Annotated in this window: 21 protein-coding genes; 13 read left to right on the forward strand and 8 right to left on the reverse strand. The window is 71.3% G+C overall.

Going from position 1 to position 20,965, the window contains the following annotated elements; all coding sequences use genetic code 11:
• Positions 1-47: 47 nt before the first annotated feature.
• Together ACF08W_RS09260 and ACF08W_RS09265 are read left to right on the forward strand one after the other, a co-directional pair.
• Entirely contained in the window at positions 48-1,322 is a 1,275-nt protein-coding gene (locus ACF08W_RS09260; RefSeq protein WP_352279426.1) for a cytochrome P450, read from the forward strand.
• A gap of 67 nt (positions 1,323-1,389) precedes the next feature.
• A complete protein-coding gene (locus ACF08W_RS09265) occupies positions 1,390-2,412 on the forward strand; it encodes an AEC family transporter (protein WP_392278910.1) in 1,023 nt (340 codons plus the stop codon).
• A gap of 118 nt (positions 2,413-2,530) precedes the next feature.
• On the opposite strand, the gene ACF08W_RS09270 is transcribed toward ACF08W_RS09265, so the two are convergent.
• Positions 2,531-4,585 carry a bifunctional glycosyltransferase 87/phosphatase PAP2 family protein gene (locus ACF08W_RS09270; protein ID WP_392278911.1) on the reverse strand — a complete coding sequence of 685 codons (2,055 nt, stop codon included), beginning with the start codon at positions 4,583-4,585 and terminating at the stop codon, positions 2,531-2,533.
• 434 nt (positions 4,586-5,019) lie between these two features.
• Here ACF08W_RS09270 and ACF08W_RS09275 point away from each other — a divergent pair, with 434 nt between their 5' ends.
• On the forward strand, positions 5,020-6,138 hold the full coding sequence (locus tag ACF08W_RS09275) for a DUF2330 domain-containing protein (protein ID WP_392279060.1): 1,119 nt from the start codon (positions 5,020-5,022) through the stop codon (positions 6,136-6,138).
• On the forward strand, positions 6,135-6,626 hold the full coding sequence (locus tag ACF08W_RS09280) for a GNAT family N-acetyltransferase (RefSeq protein WP_385204550.1): 492 nt from the start codon (positions 6,135-6,137) through the stop codon (positions 6,624-6,626). Before ACF08W_RS09275 ends, ACF08W_RS09280 begins: the two co-directional genes overlap by 4 nt.
• 46 nt (positions 6,627-6,672) lie before the next feature.
• Here the strand turns inward: ACF08W_RS09280 and ACF08W_RS09285 are convergent, their stop codons facing one another.
• Positions 6,673-8,760, reverse strand: a complete 2,088-nt coding sequence (locus ACF08W_RS09285) for an MFS transporter (protein ID WP_392278912.1) — start codon at positions 8,758-8,760, stop codon at positions 6,673-6,675.
• A gap of 123 nt (positions 8,761-8,883) precedes the next feature.
• Between ACF08W_RS09285 and ACF08W_RS09290 the strand changes: the two genes are divergently transcribed.
• On the forward strand, positions 8,884-10,035 hold the full coding sequence (locus tag ACF08W_RS09290) for a peptidoglycan-binding protein (RefSeq protein WP_392278913.1): 1,152 nt from the start codon (positions 8,884-8,886) through the stop codon (positions 10,033-10,035).
• 202 nt (positions 10,036-10,237) lie between these two features.
• Complete coding sequence (locus ACF08W_RS09295; RefSeq protein WP_392278914.1) at positions 10,238-10,903, forward strand: HAD-IA family hydrolase; 666 nt, start codon at positions 10,238-10,240, stop codon at positions 10,901-10,903.
• A gap of 98 nt (positions 10,904-11,001) precedes the next feature.
• Here ACF08W_RS09295 and ACF08W_RS09300 read toward each other — a convergent pair whose 3' ends face one another.
• The gene (locus tag ACF08W_RS09300; protein ID WP_392278915.1) at positions 11,002-11,736 is read right to left on the reverse strand and encodes an ABC transporter permease; all 735 of its coding nucleotides are present in this window, start codon (positions 11,734-11,736) and stop codon (positions 11,002-11,004) included.
• A gap of 268 nt (positions 11,737-12,004) precedes the next feature.
• On the opposite strand from ACF08W_RS09300, the gene ACF08W_RS09305 reads away from it, so the two are divergent.
• From ACF08W_RS09305 to ACF08W_RS09315, 3 genes are all read left to right on the forward strand, one after another.
• Positions 12,005-12,649 carry an HNH endonuclease family protein gene (locus tag ACF08W_RS09305; protein WP_392278916.1) on the forward strand — a complete coding sequence of 215 codons (645 nt, stop codon included), beginning with the start codon at positions 12,005-12,007 and terminating at the stop codon, positions 12,647-12,649.
• Positions 12,650-13,350: 701 nt separating this feature from the next.
• Positions 13,351-13,806 carry a DoxX family protein gene (locus ACF08W_RS09310; RefSeq protein WP_385204534.1) on the forward strand — a complete coding sequence of 152 codons (456 nt, stop codon included), beginning with the start codon at positions 13,351-13,353 and terminating at the stop codon, positions 13,804-13,806.
• Positions 13,807-14,042: 236 nt separating this feature from the next.
• Positions 14,043-14,681 carry a DedA family protein gene (locus ACF08W_RS09315; protein ID WP_385204529.1) on the forward strand — a complete coding sequence of 213 codons (639 nt, stop codon included), beginning with the start codon at positions 14,043-14,045 and terminating at the stop codon, positions 14,679-14,681.
• On the opposite strand, the gene ACF08W_RS09320 is transcribed toward ACF08W_RS09315, so the two are convergent.
• From ACF08W_RS09320 to ACF08W_RS09340, 5 genes are all read right to left on the reverse strand, one after another.
• Positions 14,668-14,892, reverse strand: coding sequence for a DUF2277 domain-containing protein (locus ACF08W_RS09320; protein WP_385204526.1), 225 nt, complete (start codon positions 14,890-14,892; stop codon positions 14,668-14,670). The genes ACF08W_RS09315 and ACF08W_RS09320 overlap by 14 nt on opposite strands.
• 50 nt (positions 14,893-14,942) lie before the next feature.
• Positions 14,943-15,356 (reverse strand): hypothetical protein, encoded by a 414-nt coding sequence (locus tag ACF08W_RS09325; RefSeq protein WP_392278917.1) that lies wholly within the window; start codon positions 15,354-15,356, stop codon positions 14,943-14,945.
• 456 nt (positions 15,357-15,812) lie between these two features.
• Positions 15,813-16,871 (reverse strand): HNH endonuclease, encoded by a 1,059-nt coding sequence (locus tag ACF08W_RS09330; RefSeq protein ID WP_392278918.1) that lies wholly within the window; start codon positions 16,869-16,871, stop codon positions 15,813-15,815.
• Positions 16,872-17,755: 884 nt separating this feature from the next.
• The gene (locus tag ACF08W_RS09335) at positions 17,756-18,004 is read right to left on the reverse strand and encodes a hypothetical protein (protein WP_392278919.1); all 249 of its coding nucleotides are present in this window, start codon (positions 18,002-18,004) and stop codon (positions 17,756-17,758) included.
• An 11-nt stretch (positions 18,005-18,015) separates the two neighbouring features.
• A complete protein-coding gene (locus tag ACF08W_RS09340; RefSeq protein ID WP_392278920.1) occupies positions 18,016-18,774 on the reverse strand; it encodes a GntR family transcriptional regulator in 759 nt (252 codons plus the stop codon).
• 79 nt (positions 18,775-18,853) lie between these two features.
• On the opposite strand from ACF08W_RS09340, the gene ACF08W_RS09345 reads away from it, so the two are divergent.
• From ACF08W_RS09345 to ACF08W_RS09360, 4 genes are all read left to right on the forward strand, one after another.
• Entirely contained in the window at positions 18,854-19,132 is a 279-nt protein-coding gene (locus tag ACF08W_RS09345; RefSeq protein ID WP_392278921.1) for a hypothetical protein, read from the forward strand.
• Between the two features lie 271 nt (positions 19,133-19,403).
• A complete protein-coding gene (locus ACF08W_RS09350; RefSeq protein WP_392278922.1) occupies positions 19,404-19,667 on the forward strand; it encodes a hypothetical protein in 264 nt (87 codons plus the stop codon).
• The gene (locus ACF08W_RS09355; RefSeq protein WP_392278923.1) at positions 19,624-20,331 is read left to right on the forward strand and encodes a GntR family transcriptional regulator; all 708 of its coding nucleotides are present in this window, start codon (positions 19,624-19,626) and stop codon (positions 20,329-20,331) included. Before ACF08W_RS09350 ends, ACF08W_RS09355 begins: the two co-directional genes overlap by 44 nt.
• A complete protein-coding gene (locus ACF08W_RS09360) occupies positions 20,328-20,675 on the forward strand; it encodes a hypothetical protein (protein ID WP_392278924.1) in 348 nt (115 codons plus the stop codon). The genes ACF08W_RS09355 and ACF08W_RS09360 overlap by 4 nt, the downstream gene beginning before the upstream one ends.
• Positions 20,676-20,965 lie beyond the last annotated feature (290 nt).

The following is a 20,965-nucleotide window of genomic DNA, read 5'->3' on the forward strand; positions in this document are numbered from 1 at the left end:
TCGTCAGGCACCGCCCGGACGGCCCTCGGACCGACCAGGAGCTGCCGATGTCCTGCCCCCATCTGCCCGAAGGGTTCGACTTCACCGACCCCGATCTGCTCCAATCCCGCATTCCGCACCCGGAGTTCGCACAGATGCGGCAGACCGCTCCGGTCTGGTGGTGCACCCAGCCGACCGGCATCTCCGGTTTCGACGACGCGGGCTACTGGGTCGTCACCCGGCACGCGGACGTCAAGTACGTCTCCACGCACCCGGAGCTGTTCTCCTCGCACATCAACACGGCGGTCATCCGCTTCAACGAATCGATCAGTCGGGACCAGATCGACGTCCAGAAACTGATCATGCTGAACATGGACCCGCCCGAGCACACCCGGGTCCGCCAGATCGTCCAGCGCGGCTTCACGCCCCGGGCCGTGCGCTCGCTGGAACAGGCGCTGCGCTCACGGGCCCGTTCCATCGTCGACACCGCGCGCGCCGCCGCCGCCGACGACGGGTCCTTCGACTTCGTCACCAACATCGCGGTCGAACTGCCGCTCCAGGCCATCGCGGAGCTGATCGGCGTACCGCAGGAGGACCGGTCCAAGATCTTCGACTGGTCCAACAAGATGGCCGCGTACGACGATCCGGAGTACGCGATCACGGAGGAGGTCGGCACCGAGGCGGCCATGGAAATAGTGTCGTACGCGATGAACCTGGCGGCCGCCCGCAAGGAGTGCCCGGCCAAGGACATCGTCTCCCAGCTGGTCGCGGCGGAGGGCGAGGGCAACCTCTCCTCCGACGAGTTCGGCTTCTTCGTGATCCTGCTCGCCGTCGCGGGCAACGAGACCACCCGCAACGCCATCAGCCACGGCATGCACGCCTTCCTCACCCACCCCGACCAGTGGGAGCTGTACAAGCGGGAGCGCCCGGAGACGACCGCCGAGGAGATCGTCCGCTGGGCGACCCCGGTGGTCTCCTTCCAGCGGACCGCCACCCAGGACACCGAGCTGGGCGGCCAGCTGATCAGGAAGGGCGACCGGGTCGGGCTGTTCTACTCCTCGGCCAACAACGACCCCGAGGTCTTCGAGCGCCCGGAGACCTTCGACATCACCCGCGACCCCAACCCGCACCTCGGGTTCGGCGGCGGCGGTCCGCACTTCTGCCTCGGCAAGTCCCTCGCCGTGATGGAGATCAACCTGATCTTCAACGCGATCGCGGACGTGCTGCCGGACCTGCGGCAGACCGGCGACCCGCGGCGGCTGCGGTCGGCGTGGCTCAACGGGATCAAGGAGCTCCGGGTCACCACGGGTTCCTCGGGCTCCACGGACTCCTCGGGGAGCTGACCGTCCCCCGGCGCACGGGCCAACCCCCGTGCGCCGGGCGCACGCCGGCGCGAGGATCATGGCGGGCATGTCCGCCCTGCTCGCCGCCTTCGCCCCGATCTGGATGCTCACCGCGATCGGGTACGGGGTCGGACGCGGCAGGCTGCTCGGGGCCGGCGCGGAGGCGGCGCTGGGCCGGTTCGTCTTCCATGTGGCCATGCCCGCCGCTCTGTTCACCATGGTGTCGAAGGCGCGTCCGGGGTCCTTCGCCAATCCGTCGATGGTGGCCTTCGCGGCGGGCACCGCGCTGGTCTGCGGGCTCGGATTCCTGCTGTCCGGGCGGCTGTTCGGGCGGGGCAGGGCGGACCGGGCGATCGGCGGCATGGTGTCGGGGTACGTGAACTCGGCCAATCTCGGCATACCAGTGGCCGTCCAGGTGCTCGGGGACGCCTCGTTCGTCGCCCAGATCATCCTGTTCCAGGTGCTGCTGGTCTCGCCGGTGGTCCTGACGCTGCTGGACTCCGGGACGGGGGCCGGGGCGGGGGCCGGGGCGGGCTCCGGACAGGGCGCCACGGGGGTCGGCACAGGGGCCGGGGCGGCTTCCGGACGGGGTGTCGTGGTGCGGCGGATGCTGACGATGCCGGTCCGCAACCCGATCATCCTCGCGTCGCTGCTGGGCCTGGCCGCCGCTCTCCTCGGGGTGCGGCTGCCGCACCCGCTGGCCCACTCCCTCGAACTGCTCGGCTCCGCCGCCGTGCCGACGGCCCTGGTCGCGCTGGGGCTCTCGCTCCGCGCCCGCCCGGCCGACGCGGAAGCCGCGGCCACGGGCGGGCCCCGCCCGGCGCGGGCCGAGACCGTGGTGGCGGTGGTACTCAAGACCGTGCTCCAGCCGCTGGCCGCCTTCGTCGTCGGCGGCCCGCTGCTGGGGCTGCCGGGGCCCCAACTGCTCGCCGTGGTGCTCTGCTCGGCGCTGCCGACCGCCCAGAACGCCTTCGTCTACGCCCAGCAGTACGGGCTGGACACCCGGGTGGCCCGCGATGCCGTGGTGGCCTCGACGGTGGTCTCCATGGTCACGCTCTCGCTGGCCACCTGGGTGCTGGGGGGCGTCTGATCCGTTCGAGTGGCGGGCCGGGGCCGGCGGGCGGATGCTGGTCGGGCGGCGATCCACGCCGGAGGGGTGCCGGGACGATGTGCGCGTCCCGGCACCCCTCCGGCCATTCCCCGGCCCGTCAGCCCTTGCGGACGCCCTGTGCCGGTACGTCGTCCGGCGGCCTCGGCACCGGCACGGCCGCCGCCGGAGGCGTCCGGTCCTCCCACGGCTTCGCCGCCCCGGGCACGACCACCGCCGGGTCCTTTCGCCGGCCCCCGGTCAGCAGCCGGGCGAGGGCGAAGCCGAGCCCCACCACGACCGCCCCGCCCACCGCGTCCAGCACCCAGTGGTTGGCGGTGGCGACGATCGCGCAGACCGTGAGGAGCGGGTGCAGCAGCCCCAGCGCCTTCATCCACCCCCTCGGCGCCAGCAGCACCACGACCACCCCGCACCAGAGCGACCAGCCGAAGTGCAGCGACGGCATCGCCGCGTACTGGTTGGTCACGGCGGTCAGACTGCCGTAGTCGGGCCGCGCGAGGTCCTGGACGCCGTGGACGGTGTCGATGAAGCCGAGGCCGGGCATCAGGCGCGGCGGGGCCAGCGGGTAGAGCCAGAAGCCGACGAGGGCGACGAGGGTGGCGAAGCCGATGGTGGCGCGGGCCCAGCGGTACTCCGCGGGGCGGCGGACGTACAGCACTCCGAGGATCGTCAGCGGCACGATGAAGTGGAACGTCGAGTAGTAGAAGTCGAAGAAGCCCCGCAGCGGGGCGATGCCCGCCACCGTGCGGTTGGCCCAGTGCTCGATGTCGATGTGCAGCCACCGCTCGACGGCGTGGATCTGCCGCCCGTGCCGCTCCGCGGTGTCGCGTCCGGCCGTCGCCGCGAGCCTGACCTGGGCGTACACCGAGTAGACGACCCTGATCAGCAGGAGTTCCAGCAGCAGGTTGGGCCGGCTGAGCACCCGCCGCATCCCTCGGCGGCCCGGGGCGGGGGCGGCGTACACGGTGGGGACGGGGTCGCGCCAGTACGGCGAGGCGCGCGGCAGGAACGGCACGGCGCAGGCCGCGGCGAGCGCGGCGAGCAGCGGCACGTTGTCGCGTACGGGGACGAGCACCGCGAGGTTCGGCAGCAGCATCGTCCCCGGCAGGGTGAGCACCAGCACCACGACCACCGGCCAGAGCCGCCGGTCACCGGCCCGCTTCCCGACCCGGCCGGCCGCCGCGAGCAGCACCCACAGCAGCTGGTGCGGCCAGGTCGTCGGCGAGACGGCCACGGCCACGCAGCCGGTCACCGCGACGGCGAGGAGCAGCTGCCCGTCGCGCGCGTACCGCACGGCCCGGCGCAGCCCGAGGACGCAGACGGCCCCGGCCAGCACGAGGAGGAGCGCGACCTCCGCCGGTCCGGTGAGTCCGAAGCGGAGCAGCGCGCCGTGCAGGGACTGGTTGGCGAGGTCCGCCGCGTCGCCGCCGAGCCCGGCGCCCGCGACATGGTGCACCCAGTACGCCCACGAGTCGCCGGGTCGTACGGCCCAGGCCGGCGCCGTACAGCCGGCGAACGCGAGGCCGCCGGTCACCGCGGCCCGGCGCCGGCCGGTCAGGCCGAGCAGTACGACGAAGAGCAGCACGGTGGGCTGGAGCGCGGCCGCCACCCCGATCAGGACGCCGCGGGCGTGCTCCCCCCGGACCGCGAAGCAGCCCAGCAGCACCAGAAGAACCGGCAGGACGCCGGTCTGCCCCAGGTGCAGAGCGGTGCGGACCGGCAGCGACACCATCAGCAGGCTGATCGCGACGGGGGCGGCGAGCAGCGCGGTGCGGCGGGAGACCGGCCCCGGCAGCGCACGGGCGGCGACGACGCCCAGCGCGGCGACGAGCAGCAGGGAACCGAAGGTCCAGACGAGCCCCAGGTGCTGTTCCGCGACGCGGGCCGGTGTCCTCAGCACCAGACCGGCGAACGGGGTGCCGGTGAACCGGTCGCCGTCGTACAGCGATCCCGTCATCCGCAGCACGCCGCCGGGGCCGGTCCAGGTCTCCGGTCCGGTGAGGCCTTGCCCGGGCGGCCGCCCCAGCGCCGTCGCCGTCTGCCGGACCGCCAGTACGGCGACCACCAGCCAGAGCGCGGCCCTGACCACCCTCGTCCGGTCGCCGCCGCTCCCCGCTGCCGCGTCCCCGCGCACCCTGTGCTCCGCATTCGCCACGCCGCGCCGAACCTTCCGCCGTTCCGCCGTTCCGGTGCCCGTCGCTCGGACCGGGCATCGGTGAAACCTTCGCATTGCACGACGAGACGGACGTAATCCACCCTCTCTTCACTTGACCGACATCACGCCTTGATCGGACATACGACCGAAAGCAGATCGAATACATGAGCCCTGCGGACCGCCGGGACGGTCGCGCGGCCGCCGCCGCCCGTATCCGCGCACGCACGGGTGCCCGGAACCGGAACGTGGGTTCGCACGTCCTTCCCCGTGTTTCGTCGATGCCTCGTCGATCACGGTCGGTCGGGGCCGGTCACGGGGGAGGCGGGCATTCCATGCACCGCACAGGGGTGAAGCGGGGTGTCCGGGATGACGGGCGCGGTGGTCTCCGGGGCGACCGGCGCGGATGGCCGGTGCGGGCGCTGTCGCTGCTGCTGATGCTGGTGTCGCTGCAACTGGGGTCGTTGATCAGCCCGGCGTACGCCTGTGGCTGCGGGGCGATGGTCCCCAGCCGGGACAACCGGGTCGCGGTCGACCGGGAGACCTCGGTGGTCGGCTGGGACGGGCGCACGGAGCAGATCGTCATGCGGCTGACGGTGCGCGGGGACGCCCCGGAGGCGGCGTGGATCATGCCGGTGCCGCACCGCGCGACCGTGGAGCTCGGTGATCCCGAGGTCTTCTCCGAGCTGTCCGGCCTCACCACGCCGACCCATGTGACCAGGCACTACTTCTGGCCCCGGGACCGCGACTGGCCGTTCGGCGGCACCACCGGGGACTCGGCCGCCGCACCGCTGCCCGGAGCGCCGTCGGTCGAGGTGGTGGGGCGCGAGCGGCTCGGGCCCTTCGACGTGGCGCGGCTGGCCGCGAACGACCCGGAGGCGCTCCGGTCCTGGCTGGCGGAGAACGGCTTCGACCTGCCCGACCGGCTGGCGACGGCACTGAAGCCGTACGTCGACCGGAAGTGGGAGTACGTCGCGGTCCGCCTCACGCCCCGGGAGGGCACCGAACCGCTCCGCGGCACGCTCGACCCGCTCCGGCTGCGCTTCGCCAGCGACCGCCCGGTCTACCCCATGCGGCTGTCGAAGCTCGCCGCGAACCCTCAGGAGCTGGAGCTGTACGTCCTCGCCGCGCACCGGATGGAGCCGCGCGGCCGGATCGGCGGCAACGCCCCGAAGGTGACGTACGCGGGCCGGATCGACACCCGGGCGGCGTCCTCGGACACGGACGCGCTCGCCGGTCTGACGGGCGGCGGGCCGGTGTTCCTCACCGCGATCGAGCAGTCGTTCCCGCGCCCGGAACTGATCGACGACGACCACGAGCTGCGCGCGGCCGACGCGGACACCCCGTACCGGACCGAGATCTTCGAGGACCGGCTGCTGACCGTGGCCGGGACGCCCGCCTGGGTGCTGACCCTGCTCGCGGTGGCGGGGGTGGTCGGCGCGGTGGTGCTGTCGGTGGCGCTGCGGATGGCCCGGCGCGGGGACGGCGAAGGCCCCCGGCCCCCGGTAAACCCGGTTGACCGGGCGGGCGGGGGCGCGGCCACAATGCGCGCATGACCTGGACCGTCGCCCCCGAGCCGTTCGACTCCCCCGACGCCGCGCTGCTGCGCCGCGACTACTACGACGAGGTGGCCAGCCGCTACTGGGGGCGGCCCGCCACCGTCGAGGAGATCGAGGAGGGGCTCACCGACGACGGGGCCGACCTGCTCACCGGAGCCACCGGCCGGTTCGTCGTCGCCCGCCGCGACGGACGGGCGGCGGGGTGCGCCGGGCTGCTGGTGACGGACGCGGACACCGCAGAGCTGACCCGGGTCTTCGTACGCCCGGAGCACCGGGGCACGGGCGGCGGCGGGCTGCTGCTGGCCGCCGTGGAGGAGGCGGCGCGCGCCTTCGGCGTCCGCACCCTCCGGCTCGACACCCGCCACGACCTGGTCGAGGCGCGCGGGCTCTACGCCAAGCACGGCTACCGGGAGGTCCCGGCGTTCCACCGGCGGCAGTACGCGGAGCACTGGTTCGCCAAGGAGCTGTCCGCGCCGGCCACCTGACCACCACCGGCCGCCGCCCCCGGCCGCCCCCACCGAGCTCGCCGGCTCAGGTCGGTTCCTCGCCGGGCTCGGGCCGGCCCCGGGCCGCGTGGTCGCGCTGCGGGGCGGGGCTGTGCGGGCGCTCCTCCTTCGAACCGCAGGTCTCGGCGGTCAGCTCCTCCACCAGCCTGACCAGGTCGGTCGGCCGGTCCGGCCCCCACCAGTCGCCCAGCAGCTCGGCCATGGCCTCCTCCCGGGCCCGCGCGAGGTCGACCACCACTTCCGAGCCGGTCTCGGTGAGCACCAGTTGCACGCCCTCCCGCCGGGCCAGTCCCCGTTCCTCCAACTGGCGGGCCGCGTCGGTGACCGCCCGCAGCGGCACCGGGGTGGTGTCGGCGAGCAGGGCCGGTTCGACCGTGCCGTGCCGCCGGATGCGCAGCAGCATCCAGCTCGCGGCGGGCAGCAGGTCGTACCCCGCCCGCTCGGTGATCCGCTGGTAGATCTCCCGGCGGCCCGCCCGGGTCGCGAGGACCGAGAGGGCGCGCGCGCATTCGTCGTACGAGGACCGCTCCACCGGGTTCGACGCCAGGGTCTCGCTGACCTCCGGGGCCGTCACCGAGCCGCGCAGCTTGTCCTCCTTGAGGAACCAGGCGAAGACGAAGGCGATCAGCACGACGGGGGCCGCGTACAGGAACACGTCGGTGATCGACGTCGAGTACGCGTGGAGCACCGCGGGCCGCAGCGCGGGCGGCAGTTGTCCGATGGCGCGCGGATCGGAGGCCAGCCCGTTCACCCCGGCGCCGGGCGGCAGCGGGTGCCCGGCGAGCGCGGCGGTGAGCTTCTCGGTGAGCCGGTTGGTGAAGATCGTGCCGAAGACGGCGACGCCGAACGAGGCCCCGATCGACCGGAAGAAGGTCGCCCCGGACGTGGCGACGCCGAGGTCCTCGTACCCGACGGCGTTCTGCACCACCAGCACCAGTACCTGCATCACCAGGCCGAGTCCGGCGCCGAAGACGAAGAAGTAGCCGCTCATCACCCAGGTGCCGGTGGTCTCGGTGAGCCGGTGCAGCAGCAGGAGGCCGATGGCGGTCAGGCCGGTGCCCGCGATCGGGAAGACCTTCCAGCGGCCGGTGCGGCTGACGATCTGGCCGGACACGGTCGAGGTGAGGAGCAGGCCCAGCACCATCGGCAGCATGTGCACACCGGACATCGTCGGCGTGATCGAGTGCACCACCTGGAGGAAGGTCGGCAGATAGGTCATCGCGCCGAACATCGCGAAGCCGACGACGAAGCTGATGACGGAGACGAGCGTGAAGGTCCTGATCCGGAAGAGTTTCAGCGGGATGACCGGTTCGACGGCCCGGCGCTCGACGTACACGAAGGCGACCAGCAGCAGCACGCTCAGCACGGACAGGGAGACGATCTGCGCCGAGCCCCAGGCCCAGGTGGTACCGCCGAGCGAGGCGACGAGCACCATGCAGGTGGCGACGGCGGCGATCAGGAACGTGCCGAGGTAGTCGATGACGTGCTTCTCGCCGCGGACCGGGATGTGCAGCACGGCGGCGATCACCAGGAGCGCGACGACGCCGATCGGCAGGTTGACGTAGAAGACCCACCGCCAGGTGAGGTGCTCGGTGAACAGGCCGCCCAGGAGCGGTCCCAGGACGCTCGTCGTACCGAAGACCGCGCCGAACAGCCCCTGGTACTTGCCCCGTTCGCGCGGCGGCACGATGTCGCCGACGATCGCCATCGACAGCACCATGAGCCCGCCGCCGCCGAGCCCCTGGAGGGCCCGGAAGCCGATGAGCTGCGGCATGTTCTGGGCGATCCCGCAGAGCGCCGACCCGATCAGGAAGATGACGATGGCGGCCTGGAAGAGCTTCTTGCGGCCGTACTGGTCACCGAGCTTGCCCCACAGCGGGGTCGCGGCGGTCGACGCCAGCAGATAGGCCGTGACCACCCAGGACAGGTGCTCCAGACCGCCGAGGTCGCTGACGATCGTCGGCAGCGCGGTGGAGACGATGGTCTGGTCGAGTGCCGCCAGCAGCATGCCGAGGAGCAGTGCTCCGATGGCCACGAGCACGGACCGCCGGGAGCGCTCCGCCCCGGGCGCCGGGGCAGAGACCGGGGCAGGGATCCTCGCATGCCGGGCCATGTACACCTCCTCGGGTCCGCTACATCCCTATCCTGTCCTTTCCGTACGGTTATGGCCTGCTGAGCGGGTGTACGCACCGGGACGGGCTGCATAATCGCAGGGCTATCAAGGGGAGGGGCCACCATGACCGGACACATCTGCCCGGAGTGCGGTACGGACGACGGACCCGGCGGCGGGCCCGGCCACGGTTCCGCGCCCCGGCCGGGCTGCGCCTGCGGGCGCACGGCGGCGGAGCGGGACCGGGCGCGGCACGAGGAGGAGCGGCACCGGGCCGGGCGGGTGGCGGCCGACCGGGCGGAACGGGACGCCGCCGAGGACTTCGACCCGCTGCGGATCCGGCCGTACGTGACCCTGGGGAACGACCTGTCCGCCCCGGAGGGGCCCGGGGCCGGGGCCCCGGGGCGGGCGCGCCCGGCCGAGGCCGTGGAGGGCGACGCGGCCACGACGATGCCACTCCGACTCGGCCCGGCGACGGCGGGCCCGCTGCCGGACGCCGTACCGACCGCCGCCGTCCCCGCGTTCGACGCCTCCTTCGGCACCGCCTCCGACACCCCTGGGGCGGCCCCTTTCGGCGCCCCTTCCGAAGCCCCTGGCGCGGCCGGGCGCCCCGGCTCCCCCACGACCGTGGTGCCCGCGCTCCTCGACGAGGACGGGCCGTCACGGCGCCGCCGCCCGTTCATGGCCGTGGCGACGGGGGTGGCCCTGATCGCCGTGGTGGGCACGGCGGCGTTCGCGACCGGGCTGCTCGGTGGCGGCGACGGGAGCGGGGACGGGGACCGGGTGCGGGCCCTGCCCAGTACGGCGGCCGACCTCCCCGGCGCGGACGCCGACGCCACGGAGTCGGCACCGGCCTCCGGCCCGGCCTCCTCCAGCCCTTCGGCCCCCGCCCCGGCCTCCACGTCCGCCTCACCCTCTCCCTCCGCCTCGGCCACCACGGAGCCGTCGCCCTCCCGGCCCGCCGCCCCGCCCCCACCGACCACCACCGCCCCCTCGGCACCGGCCGCCACCTCACCGTCGGACGCGCCGCCCGCCTCGCTGGCCGGGCCCTCGCTGCGCCCCGGGGACCGGGGACCGGCGGTGGCCGACCTCCAGCGCCGGTTGGCGGAGGTCTGGCTGTTCCACGGGTCCTACGACGGCGACTACTCGAACCGGGTCGAGCGCGCGGTGCTCGTCTACCAGTCGTACAAGTCCATCGAGGGCGACCCCGCCGGGGTCTACGGCCCCCGCACCCGCAGCGCCCTGGAGGCGGAGACGACGGGGCGGGGACCTTCCTGAGCGAACCGGGAACCTTCCCGAAAAGAGGTGGGAGCATTCCCTAAGAAAAGAGGAGAAGAAGGACAGGGATTGGCTTTCCCGGACAGCTCTTTGTATCGTGATGGAACAAAGTAGCCTCCGCCCGCCACCCCTGACCGGCGGGCGAGGCTGCTTGACCCTTCTTTCCCGCTGTCCCCTCGCACCCGCTTCCTGGAGCCCGCCCATGCCGGCCACCGTCCTCACCGCCCGCGCCCTCCTCCTGGACATGGACGGGACCCTGGTGAACTCCGACGCCGTGGTGGAGCGCTGCTGGCGGCGCTGGGCGCTCCGCGAGGGGCTGGACCCGGAGGCCGCGCTCAAGGTCGTCCACGGCAGGCAGGGGTACGCCACCATGGCGGCCCTCCTCCCGGACCGCCCGATGGAGCAGAACTACGCGGACAACCGGGTCATGCTCGCCGAGGAGACCGCCGATACCGACGGCGTCGTCCCGATCGGCGGCGCCGCCGCCTTCATGGACGCGATCACCGGCCTCCCGCACGCCCTGGTCACCTCGGCCGACGAAGCCCTGGCCCGGACCCGGCTCACCGCCTCGGGCCTGCGCATCCCGGAGATCCGGATCACCGCGGAGAGCGTCGGCGCCAGCAAGCCGGACCCGGAGGGCTTCCTCAAGGGCGCGGCCGAGCTGGGCTTCGCCCCGGCGGACTGCGTCGTCTTCGAAGACTCCGAGGCGGGCATCGCGGCGGGCCGGGCCGCGGGCATGCGCGTGATGGGCGTCGGCCCGCGCGCCGCGACCCTCTCCCCCGACGCGCACGTGCCGGACCTGACGCACCTGCGGGTGGAGGCGGCCCCCGACGGCCGGATCCACCTGCACATCAAAACCGCCCGATAGGCCGCGCCACCCCCGGAGGAGGGGCGGGTACGCGGCCGAGCCCGTAGCCGACGCCCCCGGCTTTCGGCGGCACCCCCGCGCTCGAACCCCGCGCCCCGTCACACCCGGTGCAGCCGCCCCCGTGCGACCAGTTCGAGCACCACCGTCACGGCCACCGCCTGCACGGCCATCAGGGCCACCAGCACGAAGAGCTGCACGGCGCCCGCCTGCACCGGTGAGGCGCCACCCAGCAGCATGCCCACGAAGGCCCCCGGCAGGGTCACCAGTCCCACCGTCCGGGTCTGGTCCAGCCCCGGAAGCAGCGCGTCCGCCGCGGCCGGGCGGGCGATCTCCATCCGCGCGTCCCGGTCGAGCAGCCCGAGCGCCATCCCCGCCTCCACCTCCCCGCGACGTATCGTCAGCTCGTCGAGCGCGCGCCGCCCACCCAGCACGGTCGCGGTCAGCGCCCCGCCGATGAGGATGCCGACCACCGGGATCATCGCGATGCCCTTCACCGGCAGAAGCCCGGTGAGCAGCAGCAGCCCGACCACCGGCGCGACCCCCGCCGCGATCGGCAGCGCCGCCCACCACCAGGTGCCGTTGCGGGTGACCCGCCGGCCCGCGGTCCACGCGGCCACGGCGTACATCAGTGCCACGAACCCCAGCGTCGGCGGCAGCGATCGCACCACCCAGCCGATGAGCAGCGAGACCCCGGCGAGCTGAACGGCCGCCCGTAGTCCCGCCAGCAGAATCTCGCGGGACCGCCCGAGCGAGGCCAGGGCGGCGACCCCGGCGGCCACCGCGAGCAGCACGGCGAGCACGACCCCGAGGGTGATGTTGACCGGTAGCAGCACGCCGCAACTGTATGACCGGAAACGTCCCGGGCACCCTCACGAACCGGCCTCCTGTGAACGCGAGCTGCCGTCGCGTCAGCACATACGCCCGCGCAGATACGGACGTACGCCCCCAAGCCCCAGGCTTGTCGGCCAGACCCCTTGCTACTGACGTGCCCATGTCGCCACTCTGTTACCTGGCGCCCACCCCACGGAAACCTGGCGCCGCCACCATGGCCGGGCTTCACGGGTTGCCCGTCCACGTTCCCCCCACATCAAGGGAGTTCGCATGTCCGGTGTCTACGCGCGTCGTATCGCCGCCGTCGCCGCATCCGTCGCCATGGCCGCAACCGCCGGCCTGTTCACCGCGCCCACCGCCCAGGCGGCCATGCCCACGCCGGTCGCCGCCTCGACGGCCCGCACCTACCTGAGCCAGCTCACCGTCGCCGCCGAGGGCTCGTCGGACGGCTACAGCCGCGACAAGTTCCCGCACTGGATCACCCAGTCCGGCGCCTGCAACACCCGCGAGGTGGTCCTGAAGCGCGACGGCACCAACGTGGAGACGAACACCAGTTGCGCCGCCGTCAGCGGCAGTTGGTACTCGGAGTACGACGGCGCGACCTGGACCGCCGCCTCCGACCTGGACATCGACCACATGGTGCCGCTCGCCGAAGCCTGGCGGTCGGGCGCCAGCGGCTGGACGACCGCCCAGCGGCAGGCGTACGCCAACGATCTGACGCGCCCCCAGCTCATCGCGGTCACGGACAACGTCAACCAGGCCAAGGGCGACAAGGACCCGGCCAAGTGGATGCCGCCGCGGGCCGCGTACAAGTGCACGTACGCGCGGGCCTGGGTCCACGTGAAGCACTACTACGACCTCACCGTCGACCCGGCGGAGAAGAACGCCCTGCAGACCATCCTGAACGGCTGCTGAACCGGCGGAGACCCCGCTTCCCGCACGCCCTCTCGCACCGGCCGGTACGAGGGGGCGCGCCCCTGCCCGGCGCCTGCGCCCCGCATCTCCGCCCGGCGCTTCCGCCCGACACCGGGCCCCTCACCGCGGATCGCGTCACGACCGCCCGCGGATCGCGTCGCGGCCACCCATACGCTTTCGGTCAAGTGCGGTCACCCGCCGGTCGCCATGCGTCCACCTCGGACCCACCCGGTCGACGGCATTGGTTCCCCGGCACCACGAAAGGCCCACCCGGCCCGCATTCCCCCCTTGACCACTCCCCCTCCTCCGGACCGCCGCCCCGCCCTCGCGGCCGCCACCGCCATTGGTCCACCCCACCACCCCACCTGGACCGCCCACCCCCACCGGACCACATGCCCGTCGGACGGACATCACGCGACCCCCGTGGTCCAGAACCTGCGGATCATGACCGGACGCCCCCTCCACCGCCCGACCACCACCCCGCGGGCTGGCCGGAAAGTTACGCCGCCATTGGTTCAGGCCAACGAGCGGAGAAGAGGTTCGCAGATGGCAGGGGGTCCCGAACGAAGCGCGACCGAATTACGCGAGACATTTTTCGGTCAGCCACCAGAAATGTTGAACTTGCAAGCATTGGTAAGGTCTCCCTAATCTGGAGCGCCCGATCGGTTCACGTCCCCACCCGACCGAAGGAGCCTCCCCCCATGCAGACCCATCTGCGCCAGGCCCAGCCCTACGTCCTCGGCCTTTTCCGCATCGTCATCGGACTGCTCTTCGCCTGTCACGGCGCCGCCTCGCTCTTCGGCATCCTCGGCGGCGCCATGAACGGCGGCTCCATACCCGCCGGCACCTGGCCCGGCTGGTACGCGGCGGTCATCCAATTGGTCGGCGGCGCCCTGGTGGCACTCGGGCTCGGCACTCGTGTCGCCGCCCTGATCTGCTCCGGTTCCATGGCGTACGCCTACTTCACCGTCCACCAGCAGGAGGCGCTGTTCCCGCTCCAGAACGGCGGGGAGCCCTCGGCCGTCTTCTGCTGGACCTTCCTCCTGCTGGTCTTCACCGGCTCCGGCGCCCTCGCCCTGGACGGGCTGTTCGCCCGTGCAGGCGCCGACCGCGGCGAGGAGCGCACTTCCGAGCAGGCACCGCCCGTATCGGTCTGACCGCGTCCCGCCCCTCGGTCCGCACCACCGGCACACCGCTCCGAGCAGACCGCTCCGAGCCTCACGCGCCCCGGAACCAGGGCTTTCCCCGTTTCCGGGCGCGCGTGAGGTTCCCAACATCGTTCTTATTTATAGATCACCGCATGAACGGCAGGCGTACGCTGTACAGCTGACCCTGCCGCTCCTGTCCGCTCCCCCGCGACGTCGCGGCGTTGTTCCGAATCGGGGAGTAGAAGGTGCTTGAGAGTCTGGGCGCGCTGATCAGCAGTCCGTGGATCTACGGCCTCGTCGCGCTGTCGGTGCTCCTGGACGTCTTCCTCCCGCTGCTGCCCAGCGGTGTGCTGGTGATCACCGCCGCCACGGCTGCCGCAGCCGGTACGACGACCGTCGCGGGGGCCACGGCCGCACCGGCGGAGGTCCCCTCGCTCCTCGTGCTCATCCTCTGCGCGGCCACCGCCTCGGTCCTCGGCGACCTCGTCGCGTACCGGCTGGCCTGGCGCGGCGGCGAGCGCCTGGACCGGGCCATCGCCCGCTCGCGCCGCCTCACCTCCGCGCAGGAACGCCTCGGCGCCGCCCTCGCCCGGGGCGGCGGCGCCCTCGTCGTCATAGCGCGCTTCGCCCCGGCCGGGCGCTCCGTGGTCTCGCTGGGCGCGGGCGCCGCGCACCGCAAGGCGAAGGAGTTCCTGCCGTGGTCGGCCCTGGCGGGCGTGGCCTGGGCCGGCTACAGCGTGGGCCTCGGCTACTTCGGCGGCCAGTGGCTCGGCGCGACCTGGGTCGCCACGGCCGTATCGGTCCTCGCCCTGTTCATGGCGGGCGCCCTGGCCGCCTTCTTCATGCGCCGCCCGGCGACGGAAACGGCCTCTACGGCGCCCTGACCGCTCCCCGCACCTCCAGGCCGTCCAACAGTCTGGCGGTCGCCTCGGCGATCTCTTCCACGGCCCGGTCGAACACCTCCTGGTTGTGCGCGGCCGGGGCCCGGAAGCCGGACACCTTGCGTACGAACTGCAGGGCCGCGGCCCGGATCTCCTCCTCGGTGGCCTCTTCGGGGAGGGCGGGCGGACGCAGAGTCTTGATACTTCGGCACATGCCCCCAGTGTGAACCGCACCACTGACAACCGCCCCGCCCACCGCGTCGACTACCGCGCGGGAATCCGGGTCACCTCGGCCACCTCGCAGGTCATCTTCCCCGGAACCTCCCCCAGCCCCTGGGCGTTCTCCACCGCCTTCCGCCCCGCCTCCAGGTCGGTCACCGTCGCGAGCCCGGAGGCCCGGCGCGTACCGTCCCCGTCCAGGAACTCCACGGAGACGATGTACGACGCCCGGTCGTCGGCCCCGTTCACGATCTCCACATCCGCGTCCGGCCACTCGGTCAGGGGGTCGACCCGACACCGGGTGATCCGCACATCCCCCTTGGCATCCGCCTCCCCGGCCGACGGCGCCTCCGAGGGCACCCCGGAAGCCCTGGCCTCCCCCGGCCCCGGGCCACCCGACGAGGAACCCCTACCGCTCAGCAGCGCGATCAGCACCCCCACGGCCAACAGGACAACCACCCCACCAACCACGGACAACGAAACGATCAACCCGGTACGCGACTTCCCCGGCGGCTGCTGCTGTGCATAGCCGTACGACATGGATCCCCCCTGAGCCAACCCCGACGCGAACAAGACCCCCTTGCCCGCACCCCACGCTACGACCCACCTCACCTGCTCCGCCCCACCGGGGACGCCATGACAACGGCCCCGCGGCAGCAGGGACGGGACCAGAGCGGGTCACCGGCTCGGCACCATAATCAACCGCAACCCGGTCGACGCGCGAGCAAGGTCGCAGCCGGAATCGATCATGAAGTTGCCCCCGGTGGGCGCGGACGGTTCCGAACCACCGACATCTGCTCCGCGAGTCCGGCTGGAAGCAATGGAGCACCCTGACGGGCTCGACCCCGGCTGCCGCGTGGGGTTCTCGAGCGCTGTTGTTGTGCGCAGGCGTTGATGTAGGCCGCGGATGTCAGCTTACGGGTTCGACATCTGCTCGTCGGCTGCCCTGCGCGGTCGCGCCATCGCCGCCGCGGCGCGCCTGTCGTCTGCATGCTTCTGCTCTATGGAGACCCGCAGCTCCTCCGGGGTCGGCCATGGCGCGCGCCGATGGATCATCCGGTGGCAGTTGGCGCAGATGAGGGCAAGATCACTGAGCTTGGTGCGACCTTCGCCGGCCTCGTGCAGAGGAACAACATGGTGGCACTCGATGTATCCGCTTCCGCGGTCACCATAGACGTGCTCGAAGTCGAAGCCGCACGCCTCGCATGCGAGTCGGCGACCCTGCCGCAAGACCGCATCGATCTTCCTCTTACGCAAAGCCCTGTTCCGTTCGCGGCTCCGGTGGAGGCGCAAGAGCAGCCTGCCCTCAGGTGCACCGTAGTCGTCGTCCTCCTCGACCTCTGGGGATAGCTCCTGGAAATCGCCTGCGGCAAGGCCATGGCGGATGCGCTTGGCCACCATCGCCATCTCGACCGGCCGGGCAAGGAAGTCGTTCATGACTTCGACATCCAGGGAGTTTCCATTCGTGGGCTTGCCCGTGTAACTGGGGTGCCGGCATGTGATGTCAACCGTCTTACGTGCTACCCCGTTGGGGTTTCGGAACAACTCGTTGCGCAGCTCCTCAGGATGGATCGGCATGGTCTGAAGCAAAGCGGACAGTTCAACCACACGTGGGTCGTCAAATTCCAGCCGCTTCCAGCCGTTGGCCATGGCCAGGTCGCAAGCAAGGATGATCTCGTCGCGAGTCCAGTCGGGGCTCCGAGACGAACGGATTGTGAAGCCAAGTCGGGCCAGCCACCGGGCTGCGTGCGACCTTCCGCCGCTCAACTCGTCCGGCCTCAGTGCTCGACCTTGATCAAACTTGTGAGCCACGCCAGCGATGGCCTTGGAGTCGTAGGTTCGTTCCTCGTGCAGGAGGAGATACCCGGTGGCTGGCTTGTACCCGTACTTGGACAGAAACTCGTCCTGCCCCAGGTCGTCATACTCCGTCAGAGCTTGGAGGACACCATCGCGACTGATCGCACCTTTGCGCATGGTGGAAGCGTAAGGTTCGCCACTGACAATCAGTCAGGCCTTTTCCAGCGCCAGCCCTCACTCACCCCGGCCCCATCCCGTCCGCCTTCGAACCGCAATATCGCGGAGCGATCGTGGTTCGGGGCGTCAACGGCGATGACGCCCTGGGCCGTAACTGCTCGGCTCTGTCTGGGGCGAAGGTGACCGGGATAGGAACTCTACGATCCTCTCCCCGCTCCGGCTAACACTCGCGAACGGTGCCCCATCCATCCCAGACTCTGAGCCTCCCCTACGGAGACCGTAAGGCGCACGAGGATGTTCAAAGGCGCGTCGCAGGAAGCAGACATTCCCTGCCGCCGCCGACCTCGCTCCCCGCGTCGTCCTGGAGATCCTCGGGCACAGCCGGATCGCGGTACCGATGAACACCTACGCCACGACGCCCAGGACACGCAGCGCAAGGCCGTGAGTCACCTGGACCGCCTGCTGAAGCGGCAGCGTCCCGACCGTGGGTGACCGCGCCCGTTGATGTCAGAAGTAGATGTCAAAGGCCCCCAACCATGATCGGTTGGGGGCCTTCGCACTGGTGGGCGCGGACGGTTTCGAACCGCCGACATCTGCTTTGTAAGCCTGGCACCCGCAGTTGACCCGTCATCGCAGCTCACCGGCTCTGTGCGCTATGACGGCTCTCACAAGCTGTGGATGCCGCAGCGATCCTCCGGTGACCGTGGTTGACCGTTCGTTCTGGCACGCATCTGGCACACGTACTCAGAGTTCAACCCGCTCGCTCACGACATCGCCAGCAAGCTCCCCGTAGCGGAGCACGACATGCGCCGTTCGGTCGGGGTGTCGTGGAGTTGGATGGGCTGCTGCTCGCGGGTGACGTGCCGAGCCGGGGTGGACTGCTGTCATTCAGCGTCGTTGATATCAGTTGTGGATGTCGGCCGTCGGCGGCCAGCGAACGGCCGGTGGTAGTCCGAGGCTTCCCCGATCGGGGGGTAGTCCCTGCCAAACACCACGTAGACGGGGAACTTGGGATACCCGGCTTCCACCCTGGCGCAAATGTCCACGTCGTGGTTCGCGAACCGATGCAGGTACTGAATGAAGAGCTCCAGCTCCTCATCAGACAGCGGCTCATCGTGCCGTTCGTTGTGCATGTCGCCCCCAGCTAACGGCTGATCGGAATCTCGTAGACGATCTCGTACAGAGTGGCAGGGACGACGATGTCCGCCGTCTCAACGGGCCGCCCCTCGTCGCTGTAGTACGTCCGCCGGATGTGGGTGACGAGCGAGGCTTTCTGAATCCCGAGAAGAGACGCCTCCTCGGCAGTAGCCTGCCGCGGCTCCGGCTGCTCGACGGCATGGCTGACGGTGACGCCGATCTCGGCCATTCGGTTCACGACGCCGGCCCCGGCGTGTGGCCCGCCCTCGGGAAGGACGACGAGAGTTCCGCCGGTGAGGTCGTACGGCTCCCAGCTCGTGGACAACTGTGCGGGTCGGCCGTCGGCGAGGAACTCGTACACCGTGCGGACACACAGGTCGCCCTCGGCGATGCCGAGCCGTGCGGCGATCTCCGCCGGCGCCGGAACCTTGGCCTCGGTCCGGCTCTCCCAGTCCCCCTGCCTACCCAAGGCCCTCATGTCGGCCCGGAACGGCGAACCGCCGCCCTGCTCGCGCGCTGACGAGCGGACCACGCGCACACGCTGACGAGGCTCCGCGACGTACGTTCCGGATCCCGCCCGCCCCTCCAGGACCCCTTGGCAGATCAGCAGCTCCTGCGCCCGGCGGACGACGTTCTCGCCGACGCCGCACTCTTGGCCGATCTGGGCACGCGAGGGGAGCCGGTCTCCGGGCTCCCACTCGTGCTCCGCGATCCTCCGCCGGAGTTCGTCAGCGATGCGGAGATACGGCGGCTGCTGCTCAGGCATGTAGAAAATCTAGTCCACTAGCCCTAATCTAGTTAACCAGCTTTACGCAACGTGATCCCTTGGCGACGGAGGCTCTCCTGTGCCCGCTTCGGCAGCAAGCGCGGAGGACATCGCCGCCCGGCTGTCCGCCCTCGGACTCACCACGCGCGTGGAGGAGCACGCCCGTCACACGTGGATCGAAGCGGAGGTGCCGGAATCGCTCCCCGCCGAGACATGGCGGGAGGCCTTGGAAGTGGTGGCGGAGGCCGATCGATTCGGACTCCAGGCCAGCAGCTTGAACGGCCGAACCTTATGGGCCGCCGTACACGGAACGGTCCCCGCGACGGGCGATGTCCGGGGACCTGGCCATCAGCGATAGGAGCTGATCAGCGTGTTGAACCGTATCCGCCGCGCAGTTGGGCGCACCAGGGTGCGCCCTTTAGGGCCGCCGTGCTTCGTGCCGCCGGAGGTCAACTGATGCATGCGAAAGCCGTCCCCTACCGATCGAGCTCGTGTCGGATCGGCACGCACCACGAGTGCGCGCAGTCCTCGCCCTCCCTGGCACCGGTCGGCGTCCCCGTGATCTACGAAGCGTGTGACTGCCCCTGCCACCCGGCGGCCGACCGGGAAGCGCCGACGGAGGCGACCCCATGAGGAGCTGGACGCCGAGCGGCATGCTGGCCTCCAACGTCGAGATCACCTCGGCCAACGTCCAGCGGGGCGACGTCATCCAGATCGGCGGCCAGCCGTGCCGCGTCGCCGATCTCATCCAACTTCCGGGCGGTGCAAAGCGCCTCCTCTTCGAGTCGGGCGAACTGCTGACCATGCACTCCCGAACCCGGCTCATCGCCCTGCGGATGCGGAGAGTTGGTGATCAGCCCCGTGGCCTCTCGCCGTCACGTCATCGCCGATGACCTCAGGGCGCAGATCTCGACCGGCCGCATCAAGGCCGGCGACCGCCTCCCCTCCGAAGCCCAACTCGCCGCCCGCTACACGGTCAGCACGCCGACCCTACGGAGCGCCCTCGCGCTCCTCCAGGCCGAAGGCCTCGTCGAAAAGGTCCACGGCAAGGGCAACTTCGTCCGTCCCCCTCTTCGCAGGATCACGTACCTGGGCGGCGGCCCGGCACTGCCAACTCCGGGCTTGCAGATCAGCGTCCGCACCACCAAAATCCGGGCGCACGGCCACCTGTCCGTCTTACTACGGGTGCCGGCTGGCAGCCCCCTCACCGAATTCCAGTGCCTGAGTCACAACGGAACCTCGCCGCACAGCCTGTCCCACGTCTACATCCCTCGCGATCTGGCGCCGGCTGTCATACCCGACGAGTCGACCTGGCCCACAACCGTGGCGACGCCACTGGCCGAGGTCGAGGAGAGACTCTGCGCTCGCCTCCCCACCCCGGTGGAAGCGGCAACCCTCCGAATCAGCCCGACCCTCGCCGTTCTGGCGATCACCCGCGTAGCGACCGACACCGCCGGCCGCGTCGTCGAGGCCGCGCTCCTGGCCCTCCCCGGCGACCGCGCGGAAGCCGTCTTCACCACCCACCACACGCCCGAAGGCAGAAGGGCCGAAGGATGACGCCCCACAACGAGCTCCGACTCCTCCCATGGTCCGGACCCGACGGCAAGCCCTGCTTCCTGAGTACCGACGGCACCAACGGCCCGTTGTCCCGCCTGGCCGACCGCACCGAAGCCGCCCAACTCGACGTCGCCGCCGAGCTCCTGGAGCACGCCCAAGAGGTACTCGCCGACGAGTCGACGGCCCCGGAAGAACTCCGTCTCGTAGCGTCAGACCTCACCGGCGCTCTGCGAGACGCACTCCGCGTAGCCGCAAGCCGCGGCCACCGCCTCCCGACGCTGGGCACCTCCGACCACGGAGACAGCAACGAGGTACCCCACCTGTCGGCAGGCGCCTTCGGCTAACAGTCACGCGCCACGACGACATGAAGCCCCGGGCCAAAGCCCGGGGCTTCATGCACACGGCTCCGGAGGCCCTGTGCATCCAACCCTCCTCCGCTAGCGCGGAGCCGTCCACGAATAGGCCACGGCTCTGACCTCGCTGTCGGGCGGCAACGAGGAACGCCTCCGCTAACTGCCCGTACCTCACTCGGGAGGAAGTGGCTGGGCGCTGCGAGTTCGGCGATCTGGACATCGAATCTCGCGATCCGGTTGACGGGTCATCACCTACTGTCGCCATACTGATCCTCTTGGCA

Source organism: Streptomyces sp. NPDC015144 (assembly GCF_043079735.1).
Taxonomy (GTDB): domain Bacteria; phylum Actinomycetota; class Actinomycetes; order Streptomycetales; family Streptomycetaceae; genus Streptomyces.

What these genes read in the sequence shown, in the direction of transcription:
- ACF08W_RS09260 (WP_352279426.1), top strand. Translation starts at nt 48, where the DNA reads ATGTCCTGCCCCCATCTGCCCGAAGGGTTCGACTTCACCGACCCCGAT.
- ACF08W_RS09265 (WP_392278910.1), top strand. Translation starts at nt 1,390, where the DNA reads ATGTCCGCCCTGCTCGCCGCCTTCGCCCCGATCTGGATGCTCACCGCG.
- ACF08W_RS09275 (WP_392279060.1), top strand. Translation starts at nt 5,020, where the DNA reads ATGCTGGTGTCGCTGCAACTGGGGTCGTTGATCAGCCCGGCGTACGCC.
- ACF08W_RS09280 (WP_385204550.1), top strand. Translation starts at nt 6,135, where the DNA reads ATGACCTGGACCGTCGCCCCCGAGCCGTTCGACTCCCCCGACGCCGCG.
- ACF08W_RS09285 (WP_392278912.1), bottom strand. Translation starts at nt 8,760, where the DNA reads ATGGCCCGGCATGCGAGGATCCCTGCCCCGGTCTCTGCCCCGGCGCCC.
- ACF08W_RS09290 (WP_392278913.1), top strand. Translation starts at nt 8,884, where the DNA reads ATGACCGGACACATCTGCCCGGAGTGCGGTACGGACGACGGACCCGGC.
- ACF08W_RS09295 (WP_392278914.1), top strand. Translation starts at nt 10,238, where the DNA reads ATGCCGGCCACCGTCCTCACCGCCCGCGCCCTCCTCCTGGACATGGAC.
- ACF08W_RS09305 (WP_392278916.1), top strand. Translation starts at nt 12,005, where the DNA reads ATGTCCGGTGTCTACGCGCGTCGTATCGCCGCCGTCGCCGCATCCGTC.
- ACF08W_RS09310 (WP_385204534.1), top strand. Translation starts at nt 13,351, where the DNA reads ATGCAGACCCATCTGCGCCAGGCCCAGCCCTACGTCCTCGGCCTTTTC.
- ACF08W_RS09320 (WP_385204526.1), bottom strand. Translation starts at nt 14,892, where the DNA reads ATGTGCCGAAGTATCAAGACTCTGCGTCCGCCCGCCCTCCCCGAAGAG.
- ACF08W_RS09330 (WP_392278918.1), bottom strand. Translation starts at nt 16,871, where the DNA reads ATGCGCAAAGGTGCGATCAGTCGCGATGGTGTCCTCCAAGCTCTGACG.
- ACF08W_RS09335 (WP_392278919.1), bottom strand. Translation starts at nt 18,004, where the DNA reads ATGCACAACGAACGGCACGATGAGCCGCTGTCTGATGAGGAGCTGGAG.
- ACF08W_RS09340 (WP_392278920.1), bottom strand. Translation starts at nt 18,774, where the DNA reads ATGCCTGAGCAGCAGCCGCCGTATCTCCGCATCGCTGACGAACTCCGG.
- ACF08W_RS09350 (WP_392278922.1), top strand. Translation starts at nt 19,404, where the DNA reads ATGAGGAGCTGGACGCCGAGCGGCATGCTGGCCTCCAACGTCGAGATC.
- ACF08W_RS09360 (WP_392278924.1), top strand. Translation starts at nt 20,328, where the DNA reads ATGACGCCCCACAACGAGCTCCGACTCCTCCCATGGTCCGGACCCGAC.